The organism is Amycolatopsis sp. cg9 (assembly GCF_041346945.1).
Taxonomy (GTDB): Bacteria; Actinomycetota; Actinomycetes; order Mycobacteriales; family Pseudonocardiaceae; genus Amycolatopsis.
In genome coordinates this window covers 6,446,482-6,472,570 of record NZ_CP166850.1, presented here as the reverse complement: position 1 = coordinate 6,472,570, position 26,089 = coordinate 6,446,482, and the positions used below count along the sequence as shown (strand labels likewise).

The following is a 26,089-nucleotide window of genomic DNA, read 5'->3' as shown; positions in this document are numbered from 1 at the left end:
GTTTTCGTGGATCTTTCCTCGCTGACCGCCATCGACGTGCACACCCACGTCGAACAGGACGGCCACGGCTGTTTCGCCCTCGACCAGGAGCTCCTGGACGCTTCGGCGAAGTACTTCCGCGCCGATCAGGACCGCACCCCGACGGTGGCCTCGATCGCCGAGCACTACCGGGCGCGGAACATGGCCGCCGTCGTCTTCACGGTCGAAGCGCCGGCCGCCACCGGGCACCCCGCGCTGTCGAGCGAGGAAATCGCCGACGCGGCCGCCGAGCACGCCGACGTGCTCATCCCGTTCGGCTCGGTCGACCCGCACGCCGGCAAGGCCGCGGTCGCCCGCGCGCGGCGGCTGGTCGGCGAGCACGGGGTGCGCGGCTTCAAGTTCCACCCGAGCCTGCAGGCGTTCGAGCCGAACGACGTGCGGTTCTACCCGCTGTACGAAGCGATCCAGGAGCTCGGCGTGCCGGCGCTGTTCCACACCGGCCAGACCGGGATCGGCGCCGGGCTGCCCGGCGGGCACGGCATCAAGCTGCGCTACTCGAACCCGATGCTGCTCGACGACGTCGCCGCGGACTTCCCGGCCCTGACGATCATCCTGGCCCACCCGTCGGTGCCGTGGCAGGACGAGGCGATCTCGGTCGCGACGCACAAGGCGAACGTGTACATCGACCTGTCGGGCTGGTCGCCGAAGTACTTCCCGCCCCAGCTGGTCCGCGCGGCGAACTCGCTGCTGAAGCGGAAAGTCCTGTTCGGCTCGGACTTCCCGGTCATCACCCCGGACCGCTGGCTCGCCGACTTCGCCGCGCTCGACCTCAAGGACGAGGTCCGGCCGCTGATCCTCAAGGACAACGCCGTCCGGGTGCTCGGCCTGGCCTGAACACGTTTGGCCGCACCGCCTCCGGGCACCCGACGGGTCCGGGTTCTCGATGGGAGGCGTCGTGGCGGACGGTGACGTGCACACCTACTACGAGGACGGGCTGTGGAAGAACCGGCTCGAAGGCGGCACCCGGGCGTCCAACACGTCCCCCCGCCGCGTCGACGCCGTACTGGCCGGGCGGCAGCTCGCGAAGAAGCGGCGGGTCGGCCACGTGGTCCACACCCCGCAGGGCGAGGTCGAGTCCGAACGCGACTACCGCCGCCGGGCCTGAGCCGGGTGTCCACAACGGACACTTCACCGCCGGGCCAGCACCGCCCACACGACCTTGCCGCCGGACCGCACCCGGCTGCTCCCCCACGTCTTCGCGACCTTGGCCACCATCCGCAGGCCGAGCCCCGTCTCGAGCACGTCCAGCCCTTCGCGCAGCACGGCGGGCCGCGCGCTGTCGTCGGAGACCGAGATCCCCAGCCCGTCGCGGCGCAGCTCCAGGCACAGCCGAGGCGCGGAATCGGTGTGCCGCAGCGCGTTCTCGACGTATTCGGTGGCGACCAGGGCCGCGTCTTCGGCCAGTTCGGGCACCTGCCACCGCGCGCACACGCCTTCGACGAACCCGCGAGCCCGGACCGAAGCGCGCGGCCACCGGTCGAGCACCTGCCCGGCCCGCCTGCGCACCGGCCGGGCCAGCTCGGCCTCGGCCGTCGCGAAGTCGCGGTACACGGGCACGGTCACCCCTTGCGCGGTCAGCACCGCCCGCTGCTCCGGCCGATCGGTCACCAGCCCGAGCGGAATCGCCGGCCAGTCACCGGTTCGCAGGGCGGCGAGCGCGAACACGCGAGCCAGCGGCTCGTCGCGCAGTTCGAGGCGTTCGACGTCGATCACCACGGCGTCCTCGGCCTCCGCCGCGAACTCGAGCAGCCGATCCCGCAGGCGTGGGTAGGTCGTCCGGTCGAGCACCCCGCCGACGGATGCCCTCGCGATCGCTCCGTGCCGCGGGATGAGCCACACCGCTGGGTTCCGGACCCGCATGGCGGACCACCTCCACAAGTGTCAGCTGACCGGATAGCCGCTGGGGAACCCGTCAAACGCGACGACCTTCCCAGGTGTACTCCCGCGCGACCGCGGGTATCCGCTGCTCACCCGACGTGAGGAGCCGGCCATCGCCACCGCGGTCCTGTTCGACGTCGACGGCACGCTCGTCGACTCCAACTACCTGCACGTCCACGCGTGGCACCGCGCGTTCGCCGAGCTGGGCCGCGAGGTCGACTCGTGGCGCGTGCACCGCGCGATCGGCAAGGGCGCCGGCAAGCTGCTGAGCGCGCTGCTGGGCGAGGAGGACGCCGCCGGCGTCGGCGACCGGGCGAAGGAGCTGCACAGCCGCTTCTACCTGGAGACGGCGGAGCTGCTGCGGCCGTTCGACCGCGCCCCCGACCTGGTCCGCACCCTGGCCGCGCGAGGCGTGCGCGTGGTGCTGGCCACGTCGGCGGGTCCGGACGAGCTGGCGGCACTGCGCAAGGTCCTCGACGTCGACGACGTGGTCACCGCCATCGTCTCCGGCGAGGACGTCGACGCGACCAAACCCGACCCGGAGCCGGTGTACGCGGCCCTCGACGGAGCCGGGACAGCGCCGGAGGAGACGATTTTCGTCGGCGACGCGGTGTGGGACGTCCACGCGGCCACGAAGGCGGGCGTGCGGACGGTCGCGGTGCGCTCGGGCGGGGTGAGCGCCGCGGAACTGACGGAGGCGGGCGCGGTCGCGGTGTACGACGACCCCGCGGCGCTGCTGGCGGGATTGGACGAGAGCGTGTTGCTCGGCTGACTTGCGGCGCGTTACGAAAGTCCTTGTACTCGCTGTCGGGTGTTCCTGTTCACCTGCCTGACCAGGGCAAAGCCTGGATGGCCTTTGCTCGTTTGTCCCTGACGGCAGCGTTTTCGCTGTGCTAACCTGGTTGCAGTTCGGGCATCGATGTGCCCACGAGCCCCGCCGAGTCGGCCGGGGCTTTTTTTCTGCCCTTTCTCCGCCGGGTCCCCCCGGCGATTTCGTCGTGCCCGGAGGTCCCCTTGCTGACGCTGCTCATCTACCTGTCGCCGATGCTGCTGCTCATCGCGATCTTCGGCGTGGTGTCGATCGTGGCCCTGTGCCAGGCACGACCCGAAGACGTGCCGAAGATCTTCACCGAGGCGACACGAGTGTTCCGCAGGCTGAACGGCCGCCGCGAGCTCAGGTCCGTCCTGGCCACGTTGTCGGCCACGCAAGCGGAAATCATCGTTCTGCGATTCGGGCTGCGCGACAGCATCCCGCGCTCGCGTGCCGAGACAGCGGCGATCCTTTCCCTGCCCGGGGCCGACGTGCTACGCCTCGAAGCATCTGCTTTCGCACGACTCCGCGATCCGGCGCGCTCGGACGTTCTCCGCGACTACCTCGACTCGGATCAAGCCGTCGTTCCGGACCGGGTGCGGGCCAAGATCATGGGCGGGGCCGAAACCCCGGAACTCGGGCAGTGCCCCCGCCACGGCTACTTCGAGCTGGCCGCGGGATCGATCCTCTGCTCGATGTGCCCCTGCCCGGTCACGCCACCACGATCGGCTACCTCCGACTTCGGCCGTCCCCGCCACTACTGCTCCGACGCATGCCGCCAAGCGTCGTACCGGGCGAGGCAAACGCTCAGCCGACCTTCCGGGCCACCAGCCGCTCCACCAGGCCCAGCTTGAACCGCTCCCGCCGCTCCACCACCATCCCCGCGGCCTCCACCAGCTTCACCGGCCGCCGCCGGAAGTGCTCGCCTGCCAGCGGCACGCTCGCCAGCTCCAGGAGCCACTGCGCCACACGCACCGCACGGGACGTCGACACCACGTGGTCGGCCAGGATCAGGCGGCCTCCCGGGCGCAGTACCCGCAGCATCTCCGCCACCGCCGTCGCCGGGTCCGGGATCGCGCAGAGGCCGAACGTGCAGACCACCGTGTCGAAGGACGCGTTCTCGAACGGCAGGGCCTCGGCGTCTCCCTGGCGCAGCGTCGCCGGGCGGGCCGGCTCGCGGGCGCGGGCCACCTCGAGCATGCCCTCGCTGAGGTCGAGGCCGGTGAGCCTCACCCCGGCCGGGTAGTGCGGGAGGTTGAGGCCGGTGCCGACGGCGACTTCCAGCACGTCGCCGCCGGCCTGGCCGCAGGCCCACTCCCGTGAGTCGGCGAAGAGGCGGCGGTCCCAGACGGCCATCTCCGCGTCGTACGTCGCCGACTTCCGGTCCCAGTACCGCCGCCACCGCTTCGCCATCCCCTCAGGGAAGCACGAACCCGTCAGCCGAACATGCCCGGCTCGTACGAGCCGCCCTTCTGGTGCACGATCACGGCGAGCCGGTTGGCCGAGTTCATCTGGGCGACCAGGGCGACCAGCGCCGCGGTCCGGTCGTCGTCGTAGTGCTTGCGCACCCGCTCCCAGGTGTCGTCGGAAACGCCGGGCCGCCCGTCGGCGATCCGGGTGCCCTCCTCGGCCAGCGCCAGCGCCGCCTGCTCGGCCTCGGTGAACACGGTGGCTTCGCGCCAGGCGGCGACCAGGTTGATCCGGACCGCCGGCTCGCCGGCCGCGTCGAGCTCCTTGGTGTGGATGTCGACGCACCACCCGCAGCCGTTGATCTGGCTGACGCGCAGCGACACCAGCTCCTGGGTGATCTTCGGCAGCGGCGACTGGATGATCGCGAGGCTCGCGGTGCCGAACCGCTTGGCGAACTTGGCACCGATCTCGTTGTCGGTCAGGCTGAAGCGGGGTTCCATGATCTCGTCCTTTCGTCGGAACCGGACGACCAGGAGATGCCGGGCCACCCCGGACCCGTGACAGTGACGACCGTCACGGTCACACCGCGGCCCCGCCGAGCATCTGGTGGGAAACGGACGAAAGGAGGAGCCCATGGCCGACGCCGCCACCGAGGCGTTCCTCACCCACCGGAACCTGCTGTTCACCGTCGCCTACCAGCTGCTGGGCTCGGCGGCCGACGCCGAGGACGTGCTGCAGGAGACGTGGCTGCGCTGGGCGGGCGTGGACCTGGCCGAGGTGCGCGACCAGCGCGCCTACCTCGTGCGCGTCACTACCCGCCAGGCCCTGATGCGGCTGCGGACACTGGGCCGCCGCAAGGAGTCCTACGTCGGCCCGTGGCTGCCCGAGCCGCTGCTGACCGCGCCCGACGTCGCCGAAGACGTCGAGCTCGCCGACAGCGTCTCGATGGCGATGCTGCTGGTCCTGGAGACGCTGACGCCGGCCGAGCGCGCGGTGTTCGTGCTGCGCGAGGTGTTCGACCTCGGCTACGAGGAGATCGCCGAAGCCGTCGGGAAGACCGCGCCCGCGGTCCGCCAGATCGCGCACCGCGCGCGCTCGCACGTCGCCGCCCGCCGGCCGCGCGGCCGGGTCTCCCCCACGACCTCCCGGGACGCGCTCGAGGCGTTCCGGCACGCCGTGGCGACCGGCGACCTCCGGCAGCTGCTGGAGATCCTGGCCCCGGACGTGGTCTTCCTCGGCGACGGCGGCGGCGTCGTCCAGGCCGTGCCGGCCCCGGTGACCGGTTCGGCCGCGGTGGCCCGCCTGCTCACGGCGGGGATCGGCAACTTCGCGACGGGAACCCTGGCCCCGGCCCAGGTCAACGGCCACCCGGCCCTGGTGCTGCGCCGGGACGGCGAGGTCGACACCGTGCTCGCCCTGCGGGTGGACGACGGCCTCATCACCGGTCTGTACGCGGTGCGGAACCCGGCGAAACTGTCCCGGTTGGACGAAGAGACCACGCTGCGCCGTTAGCGGTGCTTCTCCTTGAGGTCCGCCGCCTTCACCCCGACCAGCAGGACACCGACCGCGAGCAGCACGATCCCCGCGCTGATCACCAGTCCCAGCGACAGGCTCCCGGTCGCCGACTGGATGAAACCCAGCAGGGACGGCGAAGCCGCGGCCGCGAACGAGCCCATCGACGTCACCACGGCGATGCCCGTCGCCGCCGCGCGGTCGCTCAGGTAGATCGACGGGATCGAGTAGAACACCGTCAGGCCCGAGTAGTGCGCTGCCGCCATCACCGCGAGGAGGACGACCACCACCAGGACGCTGCCGCCGGAGAAGGCGAGCGCCAGCATCGCGATCGCCGCCACCAGCCAGCTGACGGCCGCGTGCCGGCGGCGTTCCAGGGTGCGGTCGGAGTGGCGGCCGACCAGCAGCATCACGGCGATGCCGAGCAGCGGCGGGATCGCCGAGAAGAACCCGAGGTTCAGCACGTCGCCGACACCGGCCTCGGCGATGATCCGCGGCGTCCAGTACGAGACGGCGTTGGCCAGCGTGTATGCCCCGCAAGCGCACAGCCCGAGGATCCACACCTTCGGGTCGCGCAACGCCGAGAGCATGCCGCCGTGCTGAGCCGACGAGTCCGCTTTCGCGCTCCGGTCGGCTTCCAGATCGGCCTGGACGAGCGCCTTCTGCGCCGGCGTCAGCCACTTCGCCCGCTCGGGCCCGTCGGCGAGGAAGAACGCGACCGCGACGGCGAGCAGGATCGGCGGGATGCCCTCGATGAGGAACAGCCACTGCCAGTCGGCCAGGCCGGCGACGCCGCCGAGCGCGTGCATGATCCAGCCGGAGACGAGCGAGCCGAGCACCCCCGAGACCGGGACGCCGATGAAGAACACCGCCGTCATGCGCGTCCGGCGCGCGGACGGGAACCACCGCGACAGCAGGTAGAGCGCGCCCGGGAAGAAGCCCGCTTCGGCCACGCCGAGCAGGAACCGCGCGAGGTAGAACGTCAGCTCGTCCCGCACGAACAGCGTGGCGATGGTGACCACGCCCCAGGTGGCCATGATCCGGACCAGCGTCTTGCGGGCGCCGATCTTGGCCAGCAGGGCGTTGCTGGGGACCTCGAAGAGGATGAACCCGACGAAGAACAGCGTGACGCCGAGCCCGTAGACCGCCGAGCCGAAGCCGAGGTCGCGCTTGAGGCCCTGCTGCGCGATGCCGATGTTCGTCCGGTCGATGAAGCTGACCACGTAGCAGACCACGAGCAGCGGCATGACCCGCAGGGCGATGGTCCGGTAGGTCGACGCGCGTCCGGCGTCACCCACCGCGGGGGGCCGTCCGGTGACGGCGGGCTGTTCGGCCATCGCTACTCGACTCCTTCGTCAGGCGGGGCGTGCGGCAGCAGTGTCGGCATCCAGTGTTGAGTTTGTCAACACCTGATCGGCAACGGCTACGATGACCGGCATGGCGGAACGCGTGGACGGCCGAGACCTCGTGCCCATTTCGGGACTCCTCTCCTACCGGCTCTCCCGCACGTCGTCGGCGATGTCGCGCAGCGCCGCGCTGCGCTACCGGCGGGAGTTCGACGTCAGTCTCGGCGAATGGCGGGCGATTTCGCTCATCGCCGCCGACCCCACCCTCACCCTGAACCGGCTGGCCCGCCGCGCCGGGCTCGACAAAGCGCAGATGAGCCGGGTGGTCAGCCGCCTGACCGAGCGCGGCCTGGTCGACCGGACGGCCGGCTCGGGCCGCACCTCGCAGCTGGCCCTGACCCCCGAAGGCACCCGCGTCTACCGCGGCCTGATCACCGCGGCCAACGAGCGCGACGCCGAGTTCCTCGCCGCGCTGACCCCGGCCGAGGCGGAGACGCTGAGCGGCGCGCTTAACAAGCTCGCCGACCTGGCGCTGGCCGTCGAGGAGCGTGAGCGCGCCCACCCCGGCGACCACAACTGTTGACTTTATCAACACAGCCGCGTAGATCTGGAGCCACCGAACGAAAGGTGGCCCGATGTCCGACGCCGTCACGCTCTGCGAGTGCTTCGCCCGCGACGGGCTGCAGCACGAGCCGGAGTTCGTGCCGACCGCGACGAAGGTCGCGCTGCTCGACTCCTTCGCGGACGCGGGGTTCCGGCGCATCGAGGCGACGAGCTACAGCCACCCCGGGCGGGTGCCCGGCTTCTCGGACGCCGCCGAGGTCCTCTCGGCGATCCGGCGCCGCCCCGGCGTCGGGTTCAAGGCGACCTGCCCGAACCCCCGCGCGGTGCGGCGGGCGCTGGCCGACCTCGACGCCGGGCACGGTGCCGACGAGCTGAGCCTGCTGGTCTCGGCCAGCGAAAGCCACACCGAACGCAACCTGCGCACGTCGAGAGCCGGGCAGTGGGAGCGCGTCACCGAGATGGCCGAGCTGGCCGGCGGCCGCTTCAAGCTGGTCGGCGTGGTGTCGGTCGCCTTCGGCTGCCCGTTCGAAGGCACGGTCGACCCCGGCCGCGTCGCCGAGGACGTCGCCCGGTTCGCCGACCTCGGCGCCGACCTGGTCACCTTGGGCGACACGACCGGCGTCGCGACCCCGCCGTCGGTCCGCGCGCTGTTCAAGCGCCTGGACCCGGGAGTGCCGGTGGTCGCGCACTTCCACAACACCCGCGGCACCGGCATCGCGAACGCCGTCGCGGCCCTCGACGCCGGCTGCCGGAACTTCGACACCGCGCTGGGCGGCGTCGGCGGTCACCCGTCGGCGATCTCCTACGGCGCCGGGCTGACCGGCAACGTCTGCACGGAAGACCTCGTCAGCCTGTTCGAGGCGATGGGCGTCGACACCGGCATCGACCTCGACCTGCTCGCCAAGGCGTCCGCCGCCTGCGAAGAAGCGCTCGGCCGTCCCCTGCACAGCATGGTGGCCCGCGCCGGCTTCACCCCGACCCCGAACCAGGAGAACCCGTGACCGTCATCGCCGAGGACCACGGCGCCGTCCGCGTCCTGACGCTGAACCGGCCCGAGAAGCTCAACGCACTGGACACCGCCCTCACCCGCTCGCTCAGCGAAGCCTTTTACGCGGCCGACGCCGATCGCGGCATCCGCGCGCTGGTGCTCACCGGCGCCGGCCGCGGCTTCTGCGCGGGCGCCGACCTCGGCGAGTTCTCGGAGCTGACGCCCGAGCACGCCGACGCCGTCCTGGACCGCGCCGCGCTCACCGCGAAGCTGCAGGTGCAGGCGCGACAGCTGCGGATCCCGGTGGTCGCGGCCGTGCGCGGTGCCGCGGTCGGCGGCGGCGCGGGCCTGGCGATCGGGGCGGACATGGTCGTCGCCGGCACCGACCTCAAGTTCGGCTACCCCGAGCTGAAGCATTCGATCGTCCCGGCGCTGGTGATGACCGGGCTCGTCCACCACCTCGGCCGCAAGCTCGCGTTCGAGCTGGTCAGCACCGGGCGCCTGCTCACCGCGGCCGAGGCTTTCGAGCACGGCCTGGTCAACCGGGTCGTCGACCCCGCCGACGCACTGCCCGCCGCGCTGGAGATCGCCGGGCACTGGGCGAAGGTCGAACCGCGGGCGATCGCCGCCGCGAAAGACCTCTTCTACCGCGTCGCCGACCTGCCGACCGACGCCGCCGTGCGCGCCGGGCAGGACGTCAACGCGCTGATGCGGGGGTTCCGCCGATGACCGGCCCGCTGTCCGGGATCACCGTCCTCGACTTCTCCCGCGTCCTCGCCGCGCCGCTGGCGACGCAGATCCTCGCCGAGCTCGGCGCGACCGTCGTCAAGGTCGAGCGACCGGGGTCCGGCGACGAGACCCGCGGCTTCGAACCCCGCCTCCCCCACGGCGAAAGCGCGTACTTCTTCGCCTTCAACCGGGGCAAGAAGTCCGTGACGCTCGACCTCAAGGACCCGCGCGGCCAGGCGGTCGCACGGAAGCTGGCGGCCGAAGCCGACGTCGTCGTCGAGAACTTCCTGCCCGGCGCGATGGACCGGATGGGCCTCGGCTACGCGGACCTGGCGCGCCCGGACCTGGTCTACGTGTCCGCGACCGGGTTCGGGCAGACCGGCCCGGACCGCGACCGCAAGGGCTACGACACCGTCTTCCAGGCGCTGTCCGGCGTGATGGCGATGACCGGCGAGCCCGGCGGGCCGCCGTCGAAGACCGGGATCCCGGTGGCGGACCTGACTTCCGGGCTCTGGGTGGTCATCGCGGTGCTGTCCGGGCTGGCCGGGCGCGCGGCGACCGGGCGGGGCCGCCACCTCGACGTGTCCATGATGGACGTCCAATTGAGCCTGCACGCGCTCAACGCCGCCCGGCTCTTCGCGCTCGGCGAGGACCCGGTGCGCACCGGCACCGAGCACCCGGGCCGCGTCCCGTCGGCGGCGTTCCAGGCCGGGGACGGCGAATGGCTGCACATCAGCGGCAGCGACCAGCACTGGGGTCCACTGTGCACGGTGCTGGGGCTGGCCGACCTGGCCGCGGATCCGGTGCTGCGGGTCAACTCCGGCCGCGTCGAGCACCGCGCTCGCGTGATGAAGGCGCTGCGCGGGGCGATCGCCCGGCAGGACCGGGACGCGCTCGTGAAGGAGCTGCGCGCGGCCGACGTGCCGGCCGGCGCGGTCCGCTCGGTGCGGGAAGCGCTCGCCGATCCGCACGCCGTCGCCCGCGGGGTCGTCGGCGAGTTCACCCACCCGGCGGAGGGGACGTTCCCGGCACTGCGGACGCCCCTGCGTGAGACTGGCGGTGAGCCGCCGGCGGTGGGCACGCCGCCGCTGCTCGGCGCCGACACCGACGACGTCCTGGCCGGCCTGGGCCTCGACGCGACCGAAATCGAGGGCCTGCGGGCCGCGGGGGTGATCCGATGACCGAGCGCGTGCGCGTCACCGTCGAGGACGGGATCGCGCGGGTCGAGCTGACCCGGCCCGAGGCCCGCAACGCCGTGGACCTGCCGATGTGCCACCAGCTGCGGGAAGCGTTCGAGGCGCTCGACGACGACGTCCGGGTGGTGCTCCTGAGCGGGCGCGGGCCGGTGTTCTGCGCGGGCGCCGACCTCAAGGAGCGCACCGGCAAGGACGCCTCGTGGGTGCGGCGCCGCCGGGTCGCTTCCTTCGCCGCGTACGCCGCCATCGAGCAGTGCCGGGTGCCGGTCGTGGCCCTGGTGCAGGGCGCGGTCGTCGGCTCCGGCGGCGAGATCACGCTCGCCGCCGACTTCGCGCTGGCCGCGTCGGGGACGGTCTTCCGGTTCCCCGAGCCGCACTGGGGTACCGTCGGCGCGACCCAGCGCCTGCAGCGCGCCATCGGCAAGCGCCGGGCCAAGGAACTGCTGTTCACCAACCGCGCGCTCGGTGCGGAAGAGGCCGCCGAGCTGGGCGTCGTCACCCGCGTCGTCCCGGCGGACGCGCTCGCCGAGGCCGGCGGCGAAACGGCCGCGAGCATCGCGAAGGCGCCGCCGCTGGCCATCTCGCTCACCAAGCGCGCGGTCGACCTCGGCGCGGAAACCGACCTCGACCGCGGGATCCGCATCGAACTGGCCGCGATCGAACAGTGCCTCGCCGACGGCGGCTGGCGCGACGGCGTCGCCCGCTTCACCGCCGGGAACGGAGAACCGCGATGACCGACCTGCGCACCGCCTGCCCGCTGACCACGCACGAAGTGCTGGCGCGTGCGGCTCTGCTCGCGCCGGACGTCGAAGCCGTCGTCACGGACACCGAGCGGATCACCTACGGCGAGCTGGCCGAGCGGGTCACGCGGGTCCGCGCCGGGCTCGCCGCCGCCGGGCTCGGCCGCGGCGACCGCGTCGGCATCTGCCTCGGCAACGGGCCGGACTGGGTGGCGCTGTTCCTGGCGATCGGCGCGGCGGGCGCGGTCGCCGTGCCGGTCAACACCCGGTTCACCGCCGGCGAAGTCCGCTACACCCTCGAGCACGCGCAGGTGCGGACGCTGTTCGTGGCGTCCCGGGTGCTCAACGTGGACTTCGCCGCGATGCTGCGGGAAATCGGCGCCGAGGCCCTCCCCGCGGTCATCGTGCTCGGGGACGACGTGCCGTCGTTCGCCACGCCGTGGGCGGACTTCCTCGCCGCCGCTGCGGAGGTGCCGCCGCCGGTCGGCGCTCCCGACGACATCCTGCTGGTGCAGTACACGTCCGGCACGACATCGCGGCCGAAGGGCGTCCTGCTCACCCACCGCAGCATGTGCGCGGACGCGTTCTTCTCGGGCGCGCGGATGGGCCTGCGCCCCGGCGACCGGTTCCACTCCGCGCGGCCGTTCTTCCACGTCGCCGGCAGCACGCTGTCGGTGCTGGCGTCGATCCAGCACGCGACGACGCTGGTGACGATGCCGAAGTTCGAGCCAGGGGAAGCGTTGCGGCTGCTGGAAGCCGAGCGCTGCACGCACTTCTCCGGCAACGACACCATCGCGCTGCTGCTGCTCAACCACCCGTCCCGGCCGTCACGGCGGTTGTGCTTGCGCGGGGCCTGGGTGGCCGCGTCGCCGACCGTGATCCGGCGGGTCATCGACGAGCTGGGTGCACGTGAATGCGTTGCGGGGTACGGGCTTTCGGAAGCCTCACCGAACGTCGCGCAGTCGGCCTGGTGGGAGCCGGAGGAGATCCGCGCGGCCGGCGCGATGGCCGTCGAACCCGGCGTCGAAGTGCGGATCCGCGCCTTCGACGGTGACCGCGACTGCGCGCCCGGCGAACCCGGGTCGGTGCTGGTGCGCGGCTGGAACGTGATGGCGGGCTACCTCGACGACCCGGTGAAGACGGCCGAGACGATCGACGCCGACGGCTGGCTCACCACCGGCGACGTCGGCCTGCTCGACGAGACCGGGCGGTTCCACTTCACCGGGCGCACCAAGGACATCATCCGCGTCGGCGGCGAGAACGTGGCCCCGGCCGACATCGAGGACACCCTGCACCGGCACCCGATGGTGCGGCAGGCGGCCGTCGTCGGCGTGCCGGACGCCCGGCTGGTCGAGGTGCCGTTCGCGTTCGTCGTGGTGACCGGGCCCGGCGTCTCCGAGGAGGAGCTGCTGGGCTGGGCGCGGGCCCGGATGGCGGGGTTCAAGGTGCCGCGGCACCTGCGGATCGTCGAAGGCTTCGAGGGGATCGGGATGACCGCGAGTTCGAAGGTGCAGAAGAACCGGCTCGCCGCGCACGCGCGCTCCCTGCTGGAGCGGGCGTGACGCGCATCGAGACGCCGGTGACCCGGCTGCTGGGGATCGACCTGCCGATCGTGCAGGCGGGGATGTCGTGGGCGTCGTCGAGTCCGGCGCTGCCGCTGGCGGTGTCGAACGCGGGCGGGCTCGGCGTGGTGGCGGCGGGCCCGATGCGGCTGCCCGACCTGGACCGGGTGCTGACCGAGGTGGCCGCGGGCACGTCCCGGCCGTGGGCGGTCAACCTGCCGCTGTACCGGGCGGGCGTGGACGAGGTCATCGAGCTGGTGCTGCGGCACCGGCCGCCGGTGCTGATCGCGTCCCAGGGCGGGCCGCGACGGTACCTGGACCGGTTCCACGAGGCCGGAACGCGCTGCCTGCACGTCGTGGCCGGGGTCGCGCACGCTCGCAAAGCCGCCGACGCGGGTGTCGACGGCCTGGTCGTGGTCGGCGCCGAGGCGGGCGGCCACCCACCGCCCGCGATGGTGACGACGTCGGTGCTGGTGCGGGCGGTGGCTTCGGCGGTCAGTCTGCCGGTGGTCGCTTCCGGCGGGATCGCGGACGGTGCCGGGCTGGCCGCGGTGCTCGCCCTCGGCGCGGGCGCGGCCCAGTTCGGCACGCGGTTCCTGGCCAGCGCGGAGGCGTCGGTGCACCCCGCGTACAAGGAAGCGGTGGCCGCGGCCGGGGTGGACGGCACCCGCGCGGTGGGGCGCGGCCTGGGCGTGATCCGCGCCCTGGACAACGACTTCACCGCGCGGATGCTGGCCCTGGAGGAGTCCGGCGCCGAAGAAGACCTGCGGCGCAAGGCTTTCCACGCGGCCACGTTGCGCGATGCGGCGTTGCACGGCGACGTCGCCGAGGGGAAGCTCGAAGCGGGCCAGTCGGCCGGGCTGGTGGATTCCGTGCTGCCCGCGGCCGACATCGTCGCCCGGATCGTGCGGGAGTACCGGGCGGCGCGCGCCGGACTCCCGCCGATCACCTGAGCGTCACTCGGCGGCGGCCGCCAGGATCACCTCGGCGACGACGCCGGGCTGCGACACCGCGACGGCGTGCGAGGCGTCGATCCGCCGGACGGTCGACTTCGCGCGCTCGGCCATGAACTCCTGGGCGGCGGCCGGGATGGCGTTGTCCTGGTTGGCGATCAGCGTCCACGAAGGCAGCTTCGACCAGGCCGGGGTGCCCTCGAACGGCGCGGCCAGCGCCTGCTGCGCGACGGCCCGCTGCGTGACGGCCAGGACCGCGGCGGTCTCGGCGGGCACGTCGCCGGCGAAGACCTCGGCGAAGTCTTCCGGCTTGATGGACAGCTCGGGGTTGCCGTCGTGCACCAGGACGTTGGTGGTCTCCGGGCCGAGCTTGGCGCCCGGGTAGCGGCCGGACAGCTCGAAGACGCTCTCCCCCGCGTCGGGCTGGAACGCGGCGATGTAGACGAGGGCGCGGACGTTCGGCGTCTCGGTGGCGGCGCGGGTGATCAGGGCGCCGCCGTAGGAGTGACCGGCCAGCACGACCGGGCCTTCGACGCCGTTGACGACGTCCGCGACGTAGGCCGCGTCGGACTCCAGGCCGCGCAGCGGGTTCGCCACCGCGACGACCGGATAGCCGTTCTCCTGCAGCTGCGACACGACGCCGGTCCAGCTGGACGAGTCGGCGAACGCGCCGTGGACCAGGACGATGGTGGGCTTGCTCATGGCTGGCTCCTTCAGAGAGAACGATCGGTCTTTCTGCCTCCGTACTGTGCTCCGTTCCGGCGGGCCGCGCAATGTGACGAAGCCGATCTGGCAGAACGATCGGTCTTTCTCTATGCTCGCGGGATGACGTCTGCCCCGGTGCACCCGAAGGACCGGTTGCTCGCGACCGCGTCCCGGCTGTTCTACGCGGAGGGCATCCACGCGGTGGGGGTGGAACGTCTGGTGTCGGAGGCGTCGGTGACGCGGGCGACGTTTTACCGGCACTACCCGACGAAGGACGACCTGGTCGCGGCCTACCTGACGGAGACGAGCCACGCGATCCGCACGGCGGTCGACGCGGCCCGCGCGGGCAAACCCCCACGCGAAGCCCTCGCGGCGGCCCTTTCGGTGGTGGGCGACGCGACGTGCGGCGAGGACTTCCGAGGCTGCCAGTTCCTCAACGCGGCCGCGGAGTACCCGGACCCGGAATCGCTGGTCCGGAAGGTGATCGACGACCACCGGCAGTGGTTCTTCGAAGTCCTCCGAGACGAAGCGGCAGCCTCGGGCCACCCGGACCCGGGCCACGCAGCCCGCGTCTTGGTCCTGCTGCGGGACGGCGCCCTGCACGGCGGCGAACTGGACGACGCGGAGACGGTGCGGGCGACGTTGCGCCGGGCGGTGGCGGACTTCTTCCCCGCCTGACCCGAGGTTCCTCCCTGGACGTCATGAACGAGTCGTTCATGACGTCTGGCGCGGTGAACGACCCTTTCATGACGTTCGGGAGCCGGGCCGCGAGAGGCTGGACTCTCGCGGCCCACCCGACCGCCGCCGGGGTCGCGTGCTGGAATGGGGGTGTGTCACCCGAACAGCCGGACCCGCTCCCCCGGATCGCTCGTCCCCGGGCGCTGCTGTTCGCGCTTCCCGCCGCCGGTCGGCGGTGGAGTGCTGGGTTGCGGGCCGCCGCCGCGGTTGCCCTTCCCGGTGGGGTCGTCGTCCTCAGCGGACACGCGGACATCGCGCTCTTCGTCACCTTCGGCGCCTTCGCCGTCCTCTACGGCGAAGGGCGGCCCTATCGCGTGCGCGCGCGGGTCGTCCTCACCTCCGCTGCCGCGCTGTTGCTCGCCGCCGCGCTCGGTGCCGTCGCCGGGCGTGCCGGTGGCCGCGAAGCCGCCGTCATCGTCGTGGTCACCGGTGTCGGCGTCCTGGCCGTCTACGCCGTCGACGCGCTCCGGCTCGGGCCGCCCGGTGCGCTGTTCTTCGCGCTCGTCTGTGGCGGTGCGACCGTCGCGACGGAGGCCGGCGCCGACCCGGTGGCCATCGTCGGCTGCACCGCCCTGGGCGGCCTCGCGTCGGCGGTCGTTTCGATGGCCGGTGTCCTCGCCGACCGGGGCAAGCCGGAACGCGCGGCCGTCCGGCGAGCCGTCGCCGCCGTCGAAGCCGCGGCCGGTGACCCCAGCGCGGAGGCCCGGCACGCCGCCGGCTCGAGCATTTCCGCGGCGTGGAACGCCGTCCACGACGCCGGGCACGGGGCTGGCTCCGAGCTCGCCACTACGCTGATCGCCGCCCACCGCCGGTTCGCCGACGCCGCCGGCGGGCAGGACGAAGCCACCCTGCCGCTGCCCCGGCCCGGGGTGGGCTACCGGCTGCGCCGGTCGGCGACCCTCCGCTCGCACGCGATGGTGACGGCGCTGCGCGTCGGCGTCACCTGCGCCGCCGCCGGGACCCTGAGCGCGAGCCTGGGCCTCGCGCGCCCGCACTGGGCGATCCTCAGCGCGCTCGTCGTCCTGCAGCAGGGCACCGACCGGGTCCGCGCCAACGTCCGCGGCCTGCAGCGGTTCGCCGGGACCGCCGTCGGCCTCGGGGTGTTCGCCGCCGTGTCCGCGCTTGCGCCCGCTGGGCTCGCGCTGGTCGCCACGATCGCGGTGCTGCAGTTCTGCATCGAGCTGTTCGTGCCGCGCAACTACGCGGTCGCCGTCGTCTTCATCACGCCGGTCGCGCTGCTCGCCGGGGGCGCCGCGGCGAGCGGCCCGGTCGGTCCGGTGCTGCGCGACCGGCTCGTCGAGACCGTGCTCGGCGTCGCGCTCGCCGTCCTCGCGCAGTACCTCCTCGCCCCGAACGCGCACCGCACGACGTTCCGCTGGACCGAAACCCGCATCCGCGCCGCCGCACAGGCCGTGCTGACGACCGAGGACCGGACTGCGCGGCGCGACCTGCAGTTCGAGCTCGAAGGCGCCACCCGCGCCGCGGTCGACTCCGCGCACAACGACGTCCGCTGGACGCGGGCGCACTGGCCGGCCCACGCCGCGCTCGTCCACCTCGGCTACGACCTCCTCGCGGCGTGCTGGGCCGGCGGGGTCGACGCCGGGCGGTGGGCACGCGCGTTCCGGCCACCTGCGTAAACCCGGCAAAACTAGGCCGAACGGGTTACCTTGGCTTCGGAAGGTGACGGAGGTCCGGCATGGCGGCAGACGACGCGGCCCGCGCCCCGGCCTGGGTCGAGCCGATGCTCGCCAAGGCCGACGGCGGGCGGCTGCGCAGCGGCCCCGAGTGGGCCTACGAGTACAAACTGGACGGCTACCGCGCGGCGATGCGGATCGCCCCGGCCGGCACCACCGTCCTCACCAGCCGCAACAACATCGACTTCACCGCCGAGTTCGCCGAGCTCGACGGGGTCCTCGCCCCGGCGCTCGAGGGCCGGGCCGCCTACCTGGACGGCGAAGTCGTCGTCTACGGCGAGGACGGCCGGATCGACTTCGAGCTGATGCAGGAACGCCGCGGCCGCTGGGTCCGGCACCAGAGCGGGCCCAAGGGCCGCGAGTTCACCGACGTGCCCGTCCGGTTCCTGGCCTTCGACCTGCTCCGGCTGGGCGACCGCGACCTGCTCGCCACGCCGTACGACGAGCGCCGCGCCCTGCTCGAGAGCCTGCCGATGCCCGACCCGTACCGCGTTTCGGTGGTGCGCGCGGTCACCTTCGACGAGCTCGCCGCCGACCGCCGCACGCCGGCGGATTTCCTCGCCCACGCCGCCTCGGCCGGGTACGAAGGCGTCGTCGCGAAACTGCGCAGCTCCGCCTACGTGCCCGGGCAGCGGCCGGACTCCTGGCTCAAGCACCCGCTGATCCGGACCCAGGAAGTCGTCGTCTGCGGCTGGCGGCCGGGCCAGCGCAGCTTCACCGGCACCCTCGGCGGGCTGCTGCTCGGCGCGCACGACCCCGGGACCGGCGCCCTCGTCTACATCGGCGACGTCGGCACCGGCTTCAGCCAGGCCGCCCGCGCCGACCTGAAGGCGCAGCTCGAACGCCTGGAGCGCCGCACGCACCCGTTCGCGACGGCGCCGCCGCGCGAGGACACCGCCCGCGCCCGGTGGGTCGAGCCGCGCCTGGTCGGCGAGGTCGTCTACCGGCAGTTCACCCGCGCCGGCCGCGTCCGCCACACGGCCTGGCGCGGCCTGCGCGCCGACAAGGACCCCGCCGGCGTCATCGCCCCGCGCGCGGTCCCCCAGGCAGACCCGGCCCCGCCGCCGCCACCCCCACCCGAACCGCCGGGCCAGCGGATCACCGTCCAGGCCGGGGACCGCCGGCTCACGCTGTCCAATTTGGACAAGGTGCTCTACCCCGCGGACGGCTTCACCAAGGGCGAGGTGATCAACTACTACTCCCGCGTCGCGCCGGTGCTGCTGCCGCACCTGGCCGGCCGCCCGGTGACGTTCATCCGCTACCCGGACGGCGTCGAGGGCGAGAAGTGGTTCGGGAAGAACGTCCCGAACGGCGCGCCGTCCTGGCTGCGCACGGCGCGGCTGCCGAGCACCGGCTCGCGCGGCAGCGGCGACACCATCGACTACCCGCTGCTGGACGACCTCCCGGGCCTGGTGTGGGCGGCGAACATCGCCGCGCTCGAACTCCACGTTCCGCAATGGACAGTGGAAGGCACGGGACGGGGACTGCCGGACCGGCTGGTGTTCGACCTCGATCCCGGCCCGGGAACGTCCATCGTGGACTGCTGCCGGGTGGCCGAGCGCCTGCACGACGTCCTGGTCGCCGACGGGCTCACGCCCTACGCGAAAACGTCCGGCTCGAAGGGGATGCAGCTCTACTGCGGTATCGAGACCGGCGACCCGGCGGCCCCGTCCGCCTACGCGAAGCGGCTCGCCCAGCGGCTCGCGAAGGAGACGCCGGAGACGGTGACCGCGGTGATGGCCAAGGCGCAGCGGCCCGGCCGCGTGTTCATCGACTGGAGCCAGAACAACCCGGCCAAGACGACGGTGGCGCCGTATTCCCTGCGCGGGCGCGACCACCCGACGGTCTCCACCCCGGTGACGTGGGACGAGGTCCGCGCGTGCCGGCACGTCAGCCACCTGACGTTCACCGCCGACGACGTCCTCGACCGCGTCGGCGGCCACGGCGACCTCCTCGCCGGGCTGACCGGGGAGCGCGCGCCGCTGCCTTAGCACCGCACCGCCAAGCAGGATCAGGACCTGCGGCTACTGCGAGCGTGCGGGAAGGACGCCGGCCAACGTCGCGGGGGACCGCACGCGAACGGCGGGGACCCCAGCGGGTGCAGGCGAACAGGACGACGCCCGCACGGCCCGAGCCACCGACCCACGCGGATTGCCCGGCGTCGAAGGCCGAAAGCGGAGGGTGGTGCCAGAAGCTGGCACCACCTTTCAGCCGAGCACCACCGCCGCCCCGGTATCGGACGACGTAGTCGAGACTTCTGTCGGTGTTCCGCCCCGGAGGAGCGAACGCCGCGAGGCACCCTCTAGGGTCCACGACCACCGCCGTGACCGTCGCGGCTCGCCAGCCGGTGCGCCGGACCGACTCGTAGCGCAGCCACCACAGCACCGCCCCCGGCGCAAAGCACAACGACACCGCGATCACGAAGAGTGCCAGCACACCCGCCGCGGTGTTCCGGGGAGCGGCACCGCCACCGATGCCGTAGGAGAAAAGCAAGAACGCGAGAGCCGGGATCCAGAGCAGACCGCACGCCGTCGTCCGCAGTGCCACGGCGCCCACGCGCTCCAGTTCGCGAGCCAGCTCCGCCCGCCCCAAGCCCCAGGAATCCCCATGATCGCTCCGCGGCCCCGCATCCCGCTCCACCGCCCCAGCTTACGGGCGGATCACCCCGGCGGGGCCCAGTCCCACTCGGTCAGCGCCGTGCGCATCAACCGGGCCGCGCCCGGGAGCCGGGCGCCCGCGACCCACCACAAGGTGATCGTGCGGCGGCAGTCCGGGCTGTCCACCGGGAGCCACACGACCGGCACCTGCGCGGCGACGCGGCGGGCCATCGCCGGGTTGAGGCCGATGCCGAGGCCGGCGCTGATGAGTTCCTGGATGGCACCGGGCTCGTCGCCTTCGAAGACGATCTTCGGGGTCAGGTCGCGCGCGGCGAAGAGCCGGTCGAGCAACCGGCGGTGCCAGTGCCCGCGGCGCGCGGTGATGAAGGGCTCGTCCGCGAGGTCTTCGACGCGGACTGAGGCGCGCCCGGCCAGCCGGTGCCCGACGGGCGTGGCCACCCACACCGGCTCGTCGAGCAGCTCGGCCCCGGCCAGCCCGTCGGCCAGGATCGGTTGCGACGCAACGCAGAGGTCGATCTCCTTGGCCCGCAAGGCGCGGGCCATCTCGTCGGCGGGCAGCTGGTGCAGCACGACCTCGACCGCCGGGTGGGCCCGCTTGAACGCCGCGAGCGAACCGGTCAGGGTGAGGAACGACTCCGACGCCAGCCGCACGGTTCCGTAACCCTCCCCGGACGTCTCAGCGACCGCGCGGCGGCCCGCGTCGAGCTCCCCCAGCGAGCGCTCGACGTAGCCGCGGAAGAGCTTGCCGGCGTCGTTCAGCCGGAGCCGGCCCGCCCGGTCGAACAGCGGCGTGCCGAGCTCGGCCTCCAGCCGCGCGATCGTGCGGCTCAGCGACGGCTGGGCGACGCGCAGTTCTTCGGCCGCGCGGCTGAGGTGCTCCAGCCGGGCCACCACCAGGAACTGCCGCAGCGTGCCCAGGTCCACGTCATGCCTCCCCCGTCATAACGGCATAGCGATATTGATCTTAGACACGATAGCCCGCCGGTCATAGCTTCGAACCGTGGACAGCACAACGAAAACGCGGCCCGCCGGCTGGGCGCTGCGGGCCGTCGCGAGCGGGCACGTCGTCGCGATCGCCGGCCAGCCGGTGTTCGCCGGCGTGTACCTCAGCGGCGACTACGACGCCCTGCGCCTGCACGCGACCGGTGCCGACGTCGTGACGTCGCTCGCCTACCTCCAGGTGGTCGTCGCCGTCGTGGTGTGGGCCCGGCTGCGGCGGGCGTGGCCGTTCTTCGCCACGACGGCGGTGGCGGCCGCCGAGACGGTCCAGTACTTCGCCGGGCTGGACGGCGCGCTGTGGCTGCACCTCCCGCTCGGCGTGCTGACCGTCGCGGGGCTCGTCGTGCTGGTCGCCGCGGTGTGGCGGCGGCCCCTGACGCGGGCGGCCGCCGATGCGTGAGCCGACCCGGCGCCAGGTCCTCGGCCTCGGGGCGTTCGGCCTGCTGGCCGCGACCGGCCTGGCCACCGCGGCCGGCCTGGCCCGGCGCCCGCCGGTCACCGGCGCCGAACTCCGCAGCGCCGTCCCGCTGCCTCCGCCGTACACCGTGCCGCTGCCCGTGCCCGCCGTCCTGAAGCCGGTCGCGCCGGGCCGCTACGAGCTCACCCAGCGCGTGGCGGAACTGGAGATCCTGCCCGGGATCCGGACGCCGATGTGGACCTACGACGGCACCTTCCCCGGCCCGACGATCGAATCGCGGCGCGGCCGGCCGGTGACCGTGACCCACCGCAACGAGCTGCCGGTGCCGACCGTGGTGCACCTGCACGGCGGGCGGACCCCGGCCGCGTCGGACGGCTACCCGACCGACCTCGTGCTGCCCCCGGGCTGGGTGGACCACCACGCCATGCCCGACCCGCGGGCGGTGCGCACCGAAGGGACGCGCGACTACACGTTCCCGCTGGACCAGCGCCCGGCGCTGCTCTGGTATCACGACCACCGGATGGACTTCACCGCGCCGGCGCTCTGGCGCGGCCTCGCCGGGCTCCACATCGTCCGCGACGACGCCGAAGAGGCGCTCGGCCTGCCCGCCGGGGAACGCGAACTGCCGCTGGTGCTCACCGATCGCGCGTTCGCCGCGGACGGGACGCTCGACTACCCGTCGGTCGACGCGACGCTGCGGGACCGGCCCGGGGTGCGGGACAGCTTCCTCGGCGGGGTGCTTGGCGACGTCATCCTGGTGAACGGCGCGCCGTGGCCGGTGCACGAAGCCGACGCGGCCCGGTACCGGCTGCGCCTGCTCAACGCCTCGAACGCCCGGCACTACGAGCTCGAAGCCGTCACCGACGACGGACGGCGGCTGCCGCTCACGCAGATCGGCGCGGACCAGGGCCTGCTCGCGGCGCCGGTCACGCACCTCTCGCTGCCGATCGCGCCCGCCGAGCGCTACGACGTGGTCGTCGACTTCGCGGGGGTGCCGGTGGGCGGCCGCGTCCGGCTGCTCAACCGGCTCGGTGCCGGGCGGACCGCGGACGTGCTGGCGTTCCGGATCGCGCGCCGCGCGGCCGACGACAGCCGGGTCCCGCCGGTGCCGGCGGCGGACCTGCCGTCGTGGGGCCCGCCCGTGCGCGTGCGCGAGTTCTCCTTCAGCGCCGGGCAGGTGCCCGGCGGGCACGGCTGGGTGATCGGCGGGCGGCCGTTCGACCCGGCCCGCACCGACGTCACCGTCCGGCTCGGCGACGTCGAGGTGTGGCGGCTGGTCGCGGACGTCCACCACCCGGTCCACCTGCACCTCGCCGCGTTCCGGGTGCTCTCCCGCGGCGGGCGGCCGCCGCTGCCGCACGACGGCGGCCTCAAGGACACCGTCGCGCTCCGCCCGGGTGAAGCGGTGGAGGTCGTCACCCGGTTCGACGGCTACCGCGGGCGGTACCTCTTGCACTGCCACAACGCCGAACACGAAGACATGGGCATGATGGCCAACCTCGAAGTCGTCTGACACCCACGGTCGCGTGCCGTCCCCCTGACGGGGTGCCCGGGGTCCCGATCGAGTGCCGCTGCCCGGGACACGGTGCACCCCGTGCAGGGACGCCACTGGGCCAGACGGGCAACGCCCGAGCGGCGCGAGTGAAGCTCCTTGTCCCCGCGAAACTCCCGGCACTAGCGTCGATCCCGAGGGGACGAAGCCGGAGCGCCTTCGCTCGGTGCCGGCCGATTCCTTGTCCCCCAAGGAAACCGACCGAGGAGTTACTCGATGACCGCTCTCGACCAGCCCGTGGCCCGCACCGCTTACCAGCAGTCGGTCGCCGACTACTGGAACGCGGAAAAGGATCCGGTGAACCTCCGGCTGGGCGACGTCGACGGTCTGTACCACCACCACTACGGGCTCGGCGACTACGACCCGGCCGTCCTCGAAACCCCCGAGGCGACGCGCGACGAGGCGATCATCGCGGAGATGCACCGGCTCGAGACCGCGCAGGCCGAAGTCCTGCTCGACCACCTCGGCCCGATCGCGCCGTCGGACCGGCTGCTCGACGCCGGCTGCGGGCGCGGCGGCACGAGCGTCATGGCCCACCTGCGCTTCGGCTGCCAGGTCGACGGGATCTCCATCTCCGAGCAGCAGGTCGGGTTCGCCAACGAGCACGTGCGCCGGCGCGGGATCGACGGCTCGGTGCGCTACCACCTGCGGAACATGCTCGACACCGGCTTCGAAACCGGGGCGTTCCAGGGCATCTGGAACAACGAGAGCACGATGTACGTGGACCTGCACGACCTCTTCGCCGAACACGCGCGGCAGCTCAAGCCCGGCGGGCGGTACGTGACCATCACCGGGTGCTACAACGACGTGACGGGCGGCCGGTCGCGGGCGGTGAGCCAGATCGACCAGCACTACATCTGCAACATCCACGCCCGCGGCGACTACTTCAAGGCGTTGTCCGCCAACGGGTTCGTGCCGATCAACGTCGTCGACCTGACCGCCGCGACGATCCCCTACTGGGAGCTGCGGGCGCAGTCGTCGGTCGCGACCGGGATCGAGGACCCGTTCCTGACGGCCTACCGCGAGGGCAGCTTCCACTACCTGCTCATCGCCGCCGACCGCGTCTGAGCCGGGCCGGTGCCCAGGGAGACCACCATGACCGTGTGTCCACAATGGACAACCGGGGACGCGGGCGGGCTGCTGACCGGACCGTTCGGCCTCGGGACGTCGGCGGCGCGGATCGCGACGCAGTTCGCGCCGGCGCCCGGGCAGGATCCGGCGTACGCGTACCTGCCGTGGGGTGACGGCAGCGCGTCGCCGCTGTACTGCCCGGTGGTGGGCCGCGTCGACGACGCCCTCGCGGCGGAGGTCGACCGGCGGCTGGTCGCGTGGGCGGAGGACTGCGGGTTCACCGGTGAAGGCCTGGCGCAGATCGCCGGCGCGGGGTTCGGCAGGCTGGTGATGCTCGCCCACAGCGACTGCGACGACCCGGACCGGTTGCTCGTCGCGGCGCAGCTGAACGCGGTCTGGTGGGCGGCGGACGACTACTACGCCGACGACAGCGAGCTCGGTGCGGCGCCCACCGAGCTCCCGCCGCGCCTGGCGCTCGTGATGGCGGCGATGGACCCGGTCGCGCCGGCCGGGGAGTTCACGCCACCGCTGGAAGAAGCGCTGCGGGCGGACCCGATCCTGGTCGGGCTGCACTCGGCGACCGAGCACCTGGGCCGGCACGGTTCGCCGGTGCTCGTGCAGCGGGTCTGCTACTCGACGTTCGCGATGTTCGTCAGCTGGGACGCCTACGCGGCGTGGCGCCACACCGGACGCTACCCACCGGCGTGGGAGTACCTCGCGGCGCGCCAGCACGACAGCTTCTACACCTCGATGACCCTCGTCGACGCCGTCGGCGGCTACGAGCTGGCCGCGCCGTTCTACTACGACCCGCGCGTGCGCGAGGCGATGATGCGCGCCGGGACGGCATCGGTGCTGGTCAACGATCTCCATTCGGTGGCCAAGGACGCGGCCGACGAAAAACCGGTCTGCAACATGGTCCTGCAGATCGCCGCGGACCGGGGCTGCCCGGTCGAGGAGGCGGTCGAAGCCACCGTCGCCCTGCACAACCAGATCGTCCACGAGTTCGAGGACGGCCACCGCGAGCTGATGGCCGTGCCGTCCCCGGAGCTGCAGCGCTTCCTCGTGGGGGTCCGTTCCTGGATGGGTGGCGGCTTCACCTGGCACGCCACGAATCCCCGTTACCAGTCTTGACAATCCTCGAATGATTGGGTGGTTTTCGCTGTGACTGTCACCGACCCGGTGGAATCCGAACAGGCACCACTGAGCCTCGGCCGGGCCGCCGCCCGCACACTGGCCACCACAACCAAATCCGTCCCCCAGATGCAAGGCATCTCCACCCGCTGGCTCCTCAAAGCCCTCCCCTGGACCGACGTCGCCGCCGGCTCCTACCGCGTCAACCGCCGCCTCTCCTACTCCGTCGGCGACGGCCGCGTCACCTTCACCACCACCGGCGCCACCGTCCGCGTCATCCCCCCCGAACTCGGCGAACTCGCCCCCCTGCGCGGCTACGACGACGAAGACGTCCTCACCGAACTCGCCGCCCGCTTCACCCAGCACCACTACGAACCCGGCGACGCCCTCGTCGAATTCGGCTCCCCCGCCGACCAGGTCTTCCTCATCGCCCACGGCAAAATCACCAAAATCGGCACCGGCGCCTACGGCGACCACACCACCCTCGCCACCCTCGCCGACGGCGACCACTTCGGCGAAACCACCCTCACCCGCACCGACGGCATCTGGGAATTCACCGCCAAAGCCGTCACCGCCTGCACCGTCCTCACCCTCCCCCGCTCAGCCTTCGACGACGTCCTCGCCCGCGCCGACACCCTCCAAACCCACCTCAACGCCTACCAGGCCCGCGGCTCCGCAGCCAGCAACGACCACGGCGAAGCCGAAATCTCCCTCGCCTCCGGCCACGACGGCGAACCCCAGCTCCCCGGCACCTTCGTCGACTACGACACCCAACCGCGGGAATACGAACTCTCCGTCGCCCAGACCGTCCTGCGCGTGCACTCCCGCGTCGCCGACCTCTACAACCAGCCCCACAACCAGATCGAACAACAACTCCGCCTCACCGTCGAAGCCCTGCGCGAACGCCAGGAACACGAACTGGTCAACAACACCGACTTCGGGCTCCTGCACAACGCCGACTTCGCCCAGCGCATCCCCACCCGCACCGGCCCACCCACCCCTGATGACCTCGACGAACTGCTCACCCTCGTCTGGAAAGACCCCGGCTTCTTCCTCGCCCACCCCACCACCATCGCCGCGTTCGGCCGCGAATGCACCAAAGCCGGCATCTACCCCGGCTCCGTCGACCTCGCCGGGCACCAGGTCCCCGCCTGGCGCGGCGTCCCGATCCTGCCCTGCAACAAAATCCCCGTCACCGACACCCGCACCAGCTCCATCCTGCTGATGCGCACCGGCGAACAAGCCCAAGGCGTCATCGGCCTGCACCAGACCGGCCTGCCCGACGAATACCAGCCCGGCCTCAACGTCCGGTTCATGGGCATCAACGACCAGGCCATCATCTCCTACCTCGTCTCCGCCTACTACTCCGCCGCCGTCCTCGTCCCCGACGCCCTGGCCGTGCTGGAAAGCGTCGAACTCGGCCGGGAACACTGAC

26 protein-coding genes are annotated in these 26,089 nt (G+C 72.7%); 20 read left to right on the top strand and 6 right to left on the bottom strand.

Translation table 11 applies throughout. The features are described from left to right. Positions 1–6: 6 nt before the first annotated feature. Together couO and AB5J73_RS30115 are read left to right on the top strand one after the other, a co-directional pair. Positions 7–873, top strand: a complete 867-nt coding sequence (couO, locus tag AB5J73_RS30120) for a 4-hydroxyphenyl-beta-ketoacyl-CoA hydrolase (RefSeq protein WP_370962044.1) — start codon at positions 7–9, stop codon at positions 871–873. Positions 874–934: 61 nt separating this feature from the next. Next, positions 935–1,144 (top strand): DUF2188 domain-containing protein, encoded by a 210-nt coding sequence (locus AB5J73_RS30115; RefSeq protein ID WP_370962043.1) that lies wholly within the window; start codon positions 935–937, stop codon positions 1,142–1,144. Positions 1,145–1,167: 23 nt separating this feature from the next. On the opposite strand, the gene AB5J73_RS30110 is transcribed toward AB5J73_RS30115, so the two are convergent. After that, positions 1,168–1,899: an ATP-binding protein gene (locus tag AB5J73_RS30110; protein ID WP_370962042.1), complete on the bottom strand. Its 732-nt coding sequence runs from the start codon at positions 1,897–1,899 to the stop codon at positions 1,168–1,170. 40 nt (positions 1,900–1,939) lie between these two features. Between AB5J73_RS30110 and AB5J73_RS30105 the strand changes: the two genes are divergently transcribed. Together AB5J73_RS30105 and AB5J73_RS30100 are read left to right on the top strand one after the other, a co-directional pair. Continuing rightward, the gene (locus tag AB5J73_RS30105) at positions 1,940–2,689 is read left to right on the top strand and encodes an HAD family hydrolase (RefSeq protein ID WP_370973383.1); all 750 of its coding nucleotides are present in this window, start codon (positions 1,940–1,942) and stop codon (positions 2,687–2,689) included. A 242-nt stretch (positions 2,690–2,931) separates the two neighbouring features. Then, on the top strand, positions 2,932–3,582 hold the full coding sequence (locus AB5J73_RS30100) for a hypothetical protein (RefSeq protein WP_370962041.1): 651 nt from the start codon (positions 2,932–2,934) through the stop codon (positions 3,580–3,582). On the opposite strand, the gene AB5J73_RS30095 is transcribed toward AB5J73_RS30100, so the two are convergent. After that, entirely contained in the window at positions 3,536–4,141 is a 606-nt protein-coding gene (locus AB5J73_RS30095; protein WP_370962040.1) for a class I SAM-dependent methyltransferase, read from the bottom strand. The two genes, AB5J73_RS30100 and AB5J73_RS30095, sit on opposite strands and share 47 nt — an antisense overlap. Before the next feature lie 23 nt (positions 4,142–4,164). Further along, positions 4,165–4,638, bottom strand: coding sequence for a carboxymuconolactone decarboxylase family protein (locus AB5J73_RS30090; protein ID WP_370962039.1), 474 nt, complete (start codon positions 4,636–4,638; stop codon positions 4,165–4,167). A 133-nt stretch (positions 4,639–4,771) separates the two neighbouring features. On the opposite strand from AB5J73_RS30090, the gene AB5J73_RS30085 reads away from it, so the two are divergent. Next, positions 4,772–5,650, top strand: a complete 879-nt coding sequence (locus tag AB5J73_RS30085; protein WP_370962038.1) for an RNA polymerase sigma-70 factor — start codon at positions 4,772–4,774, stop codon at positions 5,648–5,650. Here the strand turns inward: AB5J73_RS30085 and AB5J73_RS30080 are convergent. Continuing rightward, a complete protein-coding gene (locus AB5J73_RS30080) occupies positions 5,647–6,987 on the bottom strand; it encodes an MFS transporter (RefSeq protein WP_370962037.1) in 1,341 nt (446 codons plus the stop codon). The two genes, AB5J73_RS30085 and AB5J73_RS30080, sit on opposite strands and share 4 nt — an antisense overlap. 100 nt (positions 6,988–7,087) lie before the next feature. On the opposite strand from AB5J73_RS30080, the gene AB5J73_RS30075 reads away from it, so the two are divergent. From AB5J73_RS30075 to AB5J73_RS30045, 7 genes are read left to right on the top strand one after another with little or no spacing between them, the layout of a single operon-like run. Then, the gene (locus AB5J73_RS30075; protein WP_370962036.1) at positions 7,088–7,579 is read left to right on the top strand and encodes a MarR family winged helix-turn-helix transcriptional regulator; all 492 of its coding nucleotides are present in this window, start codon (positions 7,088–7,090) and stop codon (positions 7,577–7,579) included. A gap of 52 nt (positions 7,580–7,631) precedes the next feature. Then, positions 7,632–8,561, top strand: a complete 930-nt coding sequence (locus AB5J73_RS30070) for a hydroxymethylglutaryl-CoA lyase (RefSeq protein WP_370962035.1) — start codon at positions 7,632–7,634, stop codon at positions 8,559–8,561. After that, positions 8,558–9,277 carry an enoyl-CoA hydratase/isomerase family protein gene (locus tag AB5J73_RS30065; RefSeq protein WP_370962034.1) on the top strand — a complete coding sequence of 240 codons (720 nt, stop codon included), beginning with the start codon at positions 8,558–8,560 and terminating at the stop codon, positions 9,275–9,277. Before AB5J73_RS30070 ends, AB5J73_RS30065 begins: the two co-directional genes overlap by 4 nt. Next, positions 9,274–10,458: a CaiB/BaiF CoA transferase family protein gene (locus AB5J73_RS30060; RefSeq protein WP_370962033.1), complete on the top strand. Its 1,185-nt coding sequence runs from the start codon at positions 9,274–9,276 to the stop codon at positions 10,456–10,458. The genes AB5J73_RS30065 and AB5J73_RS30060 overlap by 4 nt, the downstream gene beginning before the upstream one ends. Further along, a complete protein-coding gene (locus tag AB5J73_RS30055) occupies positions 10,455–11,207 on the top strand; it encodes an enoyl-CoA hydratase/isomerase family protein (RefSeq protein WP_370962032.1) in 753 nt (250 codons plus the stop codon). The genes AB5J73_RS30060 and AB5J73_RS30055 overlap by 4 nt, the downstream gene beginning before the upstream one ends. Further along, complete coding sequence (locus AB5J73_RS30050) at positions 11,204–12,775, top strand: AMP-binding protein (protein WP_370962031.1); 1,572 nt, start codon at positions 11,204–11,206, stop codon at positions 12,773–12,775. Before AB5J73_RS30055 ends, AB5J73_RS30050 begins: the two co-directional genes overlap by 4 nt. Beyond that, entirely contained in the window at positions 12,772–13,728 is a 957-nt protein-coding gene (locus AB5J73_RS30045; protein WP_370962030.1) for an NAD(P)H-dependent flavin oxidoreductase, read from the top strand. Before AB5J73_RS30050 ends, AB5J73_RS30045 begins: the two co-directional genes overlap by 4 nt. Positions 13,729–13,731: 3 nt before the next feature. On the opposite strand, the gene AB5J73_RS30040 is transcribed toward AB5J73_RS30045, so the two are convergent. After that, entirely contained in the window at positions 13,732–14,430 is a 699-nt protein-coding gene (locus AB5J73_RS30040; RefSeq protein ID WP_370962029.1) for an alpha/beta fold hydrolase, read from the bottom strand. Between the two features lie 123 nt (positions 14,431–14,553). Here AB5J73_RS30040 and AB5J73_RS30035 point away from each other — a divergent pair, with 123 nt between their 5' ends. The 3 genes from AB5J73_RS30035 to ligD all read left to right on the top strand — a co-directional run bounded on the left by AB5J73_RS30035 (position 14,554) and on the right by ligD (position 18,856). Further along, positions 14,554–15,111 carry a TetR/AcrR family transcriptional regulator gene (locus AB5J73_RS30035; protein WP_370962028.1) on the top strand — a complete coding sequence of 186 codons (558 nt, stop codon included), beginning with the start codon at positions 14,554–14,556 and terminating at the stop codon, positions 15,109–15,111. A 248-nt stretch (positions 15,112–15,359) separates the two neighbouring features. Next, positions 15,360–16,808 (top strand): FUSC family protein, encoded by a 1,449-nt coding sequence (locus AB5J73_RS30030; RefSeq protein WP_370962027.1) that lies wholly within the window; start codon positions 15,360–15,362, stop codon positions 16,806–16,808. 59 nt (positions 16,809–16,867) lie between these two features. Continuing rightward, a complete protein-coding gene (gene ligD, locus AB5J73_RS30025; protein ID WP_370962026.1) occupies positions 16,868–18,856 on the top strand; it encodes a DNA ligase D in 1,989 nt (662 codons plus the stop codon). A gap of 669 nt (positions 18,857–19,525) precedes the next feature. On the opposite strand, the gene AB5J73_RS30020 is transcribed toward ligD, so the two are convergent. Next, positions 19,526–20,407 carry a LysR family transcriptional regulator gene (locus AB5J73_RS30020; protein WP_370962025.1) on the bottom strand — a complete coding sequence of 294 codons (882 nt, stop codon included), beginning with the start codon at positions 20,405–20,407 and terminating at the stop codon, positions 19,526–19,528. A gap of 76 nt (positions 20,408–20,483) precedes the next feature. Between AB5J73_RS30020 and AB5J73_RS30015 the strand changes: the two genes are divergently transcribed. From AB5J73_RS30015 to AB5J73_RS29995, 5 genes are all read left to right on the top strand, one after another. Further along, a complete protein-coding gene (locus AB5J73_RS30015; protein ID WP_370962024.1) occupies positions 20,484–20,882 on the top strand; it encodes a hypothetical protein in 399 nt (132 codons plus the stop codon). Then, entirely contained in the window at positions 20,875–22,413 is a 1,539-nt protein-coding gene (locus tag AB5J73_RS30010) for a multicopper oxidase family protein (protein ID WP_370962023.1), read from the top strand. The genes AB5J73_RS30015 and AB5J73_RS30010 overlap by 8 nt, the downstream gene beginning before the upstream one ends. A 255-nt stretch (positions 22,414–22,668) precedes the next feature. Beyond that, the gene (locus AB5J73_RS30005) at positions 22,669–23,520 is read left to right on the top strand and encodes a geranyl diphosphate 2-C-methyltransferase (protein WP_370962022.1); all 852 of its coding nucleotides are present in this window, start codon (positions 22,669–22,671) and stop codon (positions 23,518–23,520) included. 27 nt (positions 23,521–23,547) lie between these two features. Then, positions 23,548–24,654, top strand: coding sequence for a family 2 encapsulin nanocompartment cargo protein terpene cyclase (locus AB5J73_RS30000; protein WP_370962021.1), 1,107 nt, complete (start codon positions 23,548–23,550; stop codon positions 24,652–24,654). A 30-nt stretch (positions 24,655–24,684) separates the two neighbouring features. After that, positions 24,685–26,088, top strand: coding sequence for a family 2B encapsulin nanocompartment shell protein (locus tag AB5J73_RS29995; RefSeq protein ID WP_370962020.1), 1,404 nt, complete (start codon positions 24,685–24,687; stop codon positions 26,086–26,088). The last annotated feature ends 1 nt before the right edge of the window (position 26,089 follow it).

Excerpts from the sequence above, each read along its gene's own strand:
- AB5J73_RS30010 (WP_370962023.1), top strand. The coding sequence starts at position 20,875 with ATGCGTGAGCCGACCCGGCGCCAGGTCCTCGGCCTCGGGGCGTTCGGC.
- AB5J73_RS30095 (WP_370962040.1), bottom strand. The coding sequence starts at position 4,141 with ATGGCGAAGCGGTGGCGGCGGTACTGGGACCGGAAGTCGGCGACGTAC.
- AB5J73_RS30085 (WP_370962038.1), top strand. The coding sequence starts at position 4,772 with ATGGCCGACGCCGCCACCGAGGCGTTCCTCACCCACCGGAACCTGCTG.
- AB5J73_RS30050 (WP_370962031.1), top strand. The coding sequence starts at position 11,204 with ATGACCGACCTGCGCACCGCCTGCCCGCTGACCACGCACGAAGTGCTG.
- AB5J73_RS30005 (WP_370962022.1), top strand. The coding sequence starts at position 22,669 with ATGACCGCTCTCGACCAGCCCGTGGCCCGCACCGCTTACCAGCAGTCG.
- AB5J73_RS30035 (WP_370962028.1), top strand. The coding sequence starts at position 14,554 with ATGACGTCTGCCCCGGTGCACCCGAAGGACCGGTTGCTCGCGACCGCG.
- AB5J73_RS30040 (WP_370962029.1), bottom strand. The coding sequence starts at position 14,430 with ATGAGCAAGCCCACCATCGTCCTGGTCCACGGCGCGTTCGCCGACTCG.
- AB5J73_RS30080 (WP_370962037.1), bottom strand. The coding sequence starts at position 6,987 with ATGGCCGAACAGCCCGCCGTCACCGGACGGCCCCCCGCGGTGGGTGAC.
- AB5J73_RS30070 (WP_370962035.1), top strand. The coding sequence starts at position 7,632 with ATGTCCGACGCCGTCACGCTCTGCGAGTGCTTCGCCCGCGACGGGCTG.
- AB5J73_RS30055 (WP_370962032.1), top strand. The coding sequence starts at position 10,455 with ATGACCGAGCGCGTGCGCGTCACCGTCGAGGACGGGATCGCGCGGGTC.
- AB5J73_RS30060 (WP_370962033.1), top strand. The coding sequence starts at position 9,274 with ATGACCGGCCCGCTGTCCGGGATCACCGTCCTCGACTTCTCCCGCGTC.
- AB5J73_RS30110 (WP_370962042.1), bottom strand. The coding sequence starts at position 1,899 with ATGCGGGTCCGGAACCCAGCGGTGTGGCTCATCCCGCGGCACGGAGCG.
- ligD (WP_370962026.1), top strand. The coding sequence starts at position 16,868 with ATGGCGGCAGACGACGCGGCCCGCGCCCCGGCCTGGGTCGAGCCGATG.
- AB5J73_RS30000 (WP_370962021.1), top strand. The coding sequence starts at position 23,548 with ATGACCGTGTGTCCACAATGGACAACCGGGGACGCGGGCGGGCTGCTG.
- AB5J73_RS30075 (WP_370962036.1), top strand. The coding sequence starts at position 7,088 with ATGGCGGAACGCGTGGACGGCCGAGACCTCGTGCCCATTTCGGGACTC.
- AB5J73_RS30090 (WP_370962039.1), bottom strand. The coding sequence starts at position 4,638 with ATGGAACCCCGCTTCAGCCTGACCGACAACGAGATCGGTGCCAAGTTC.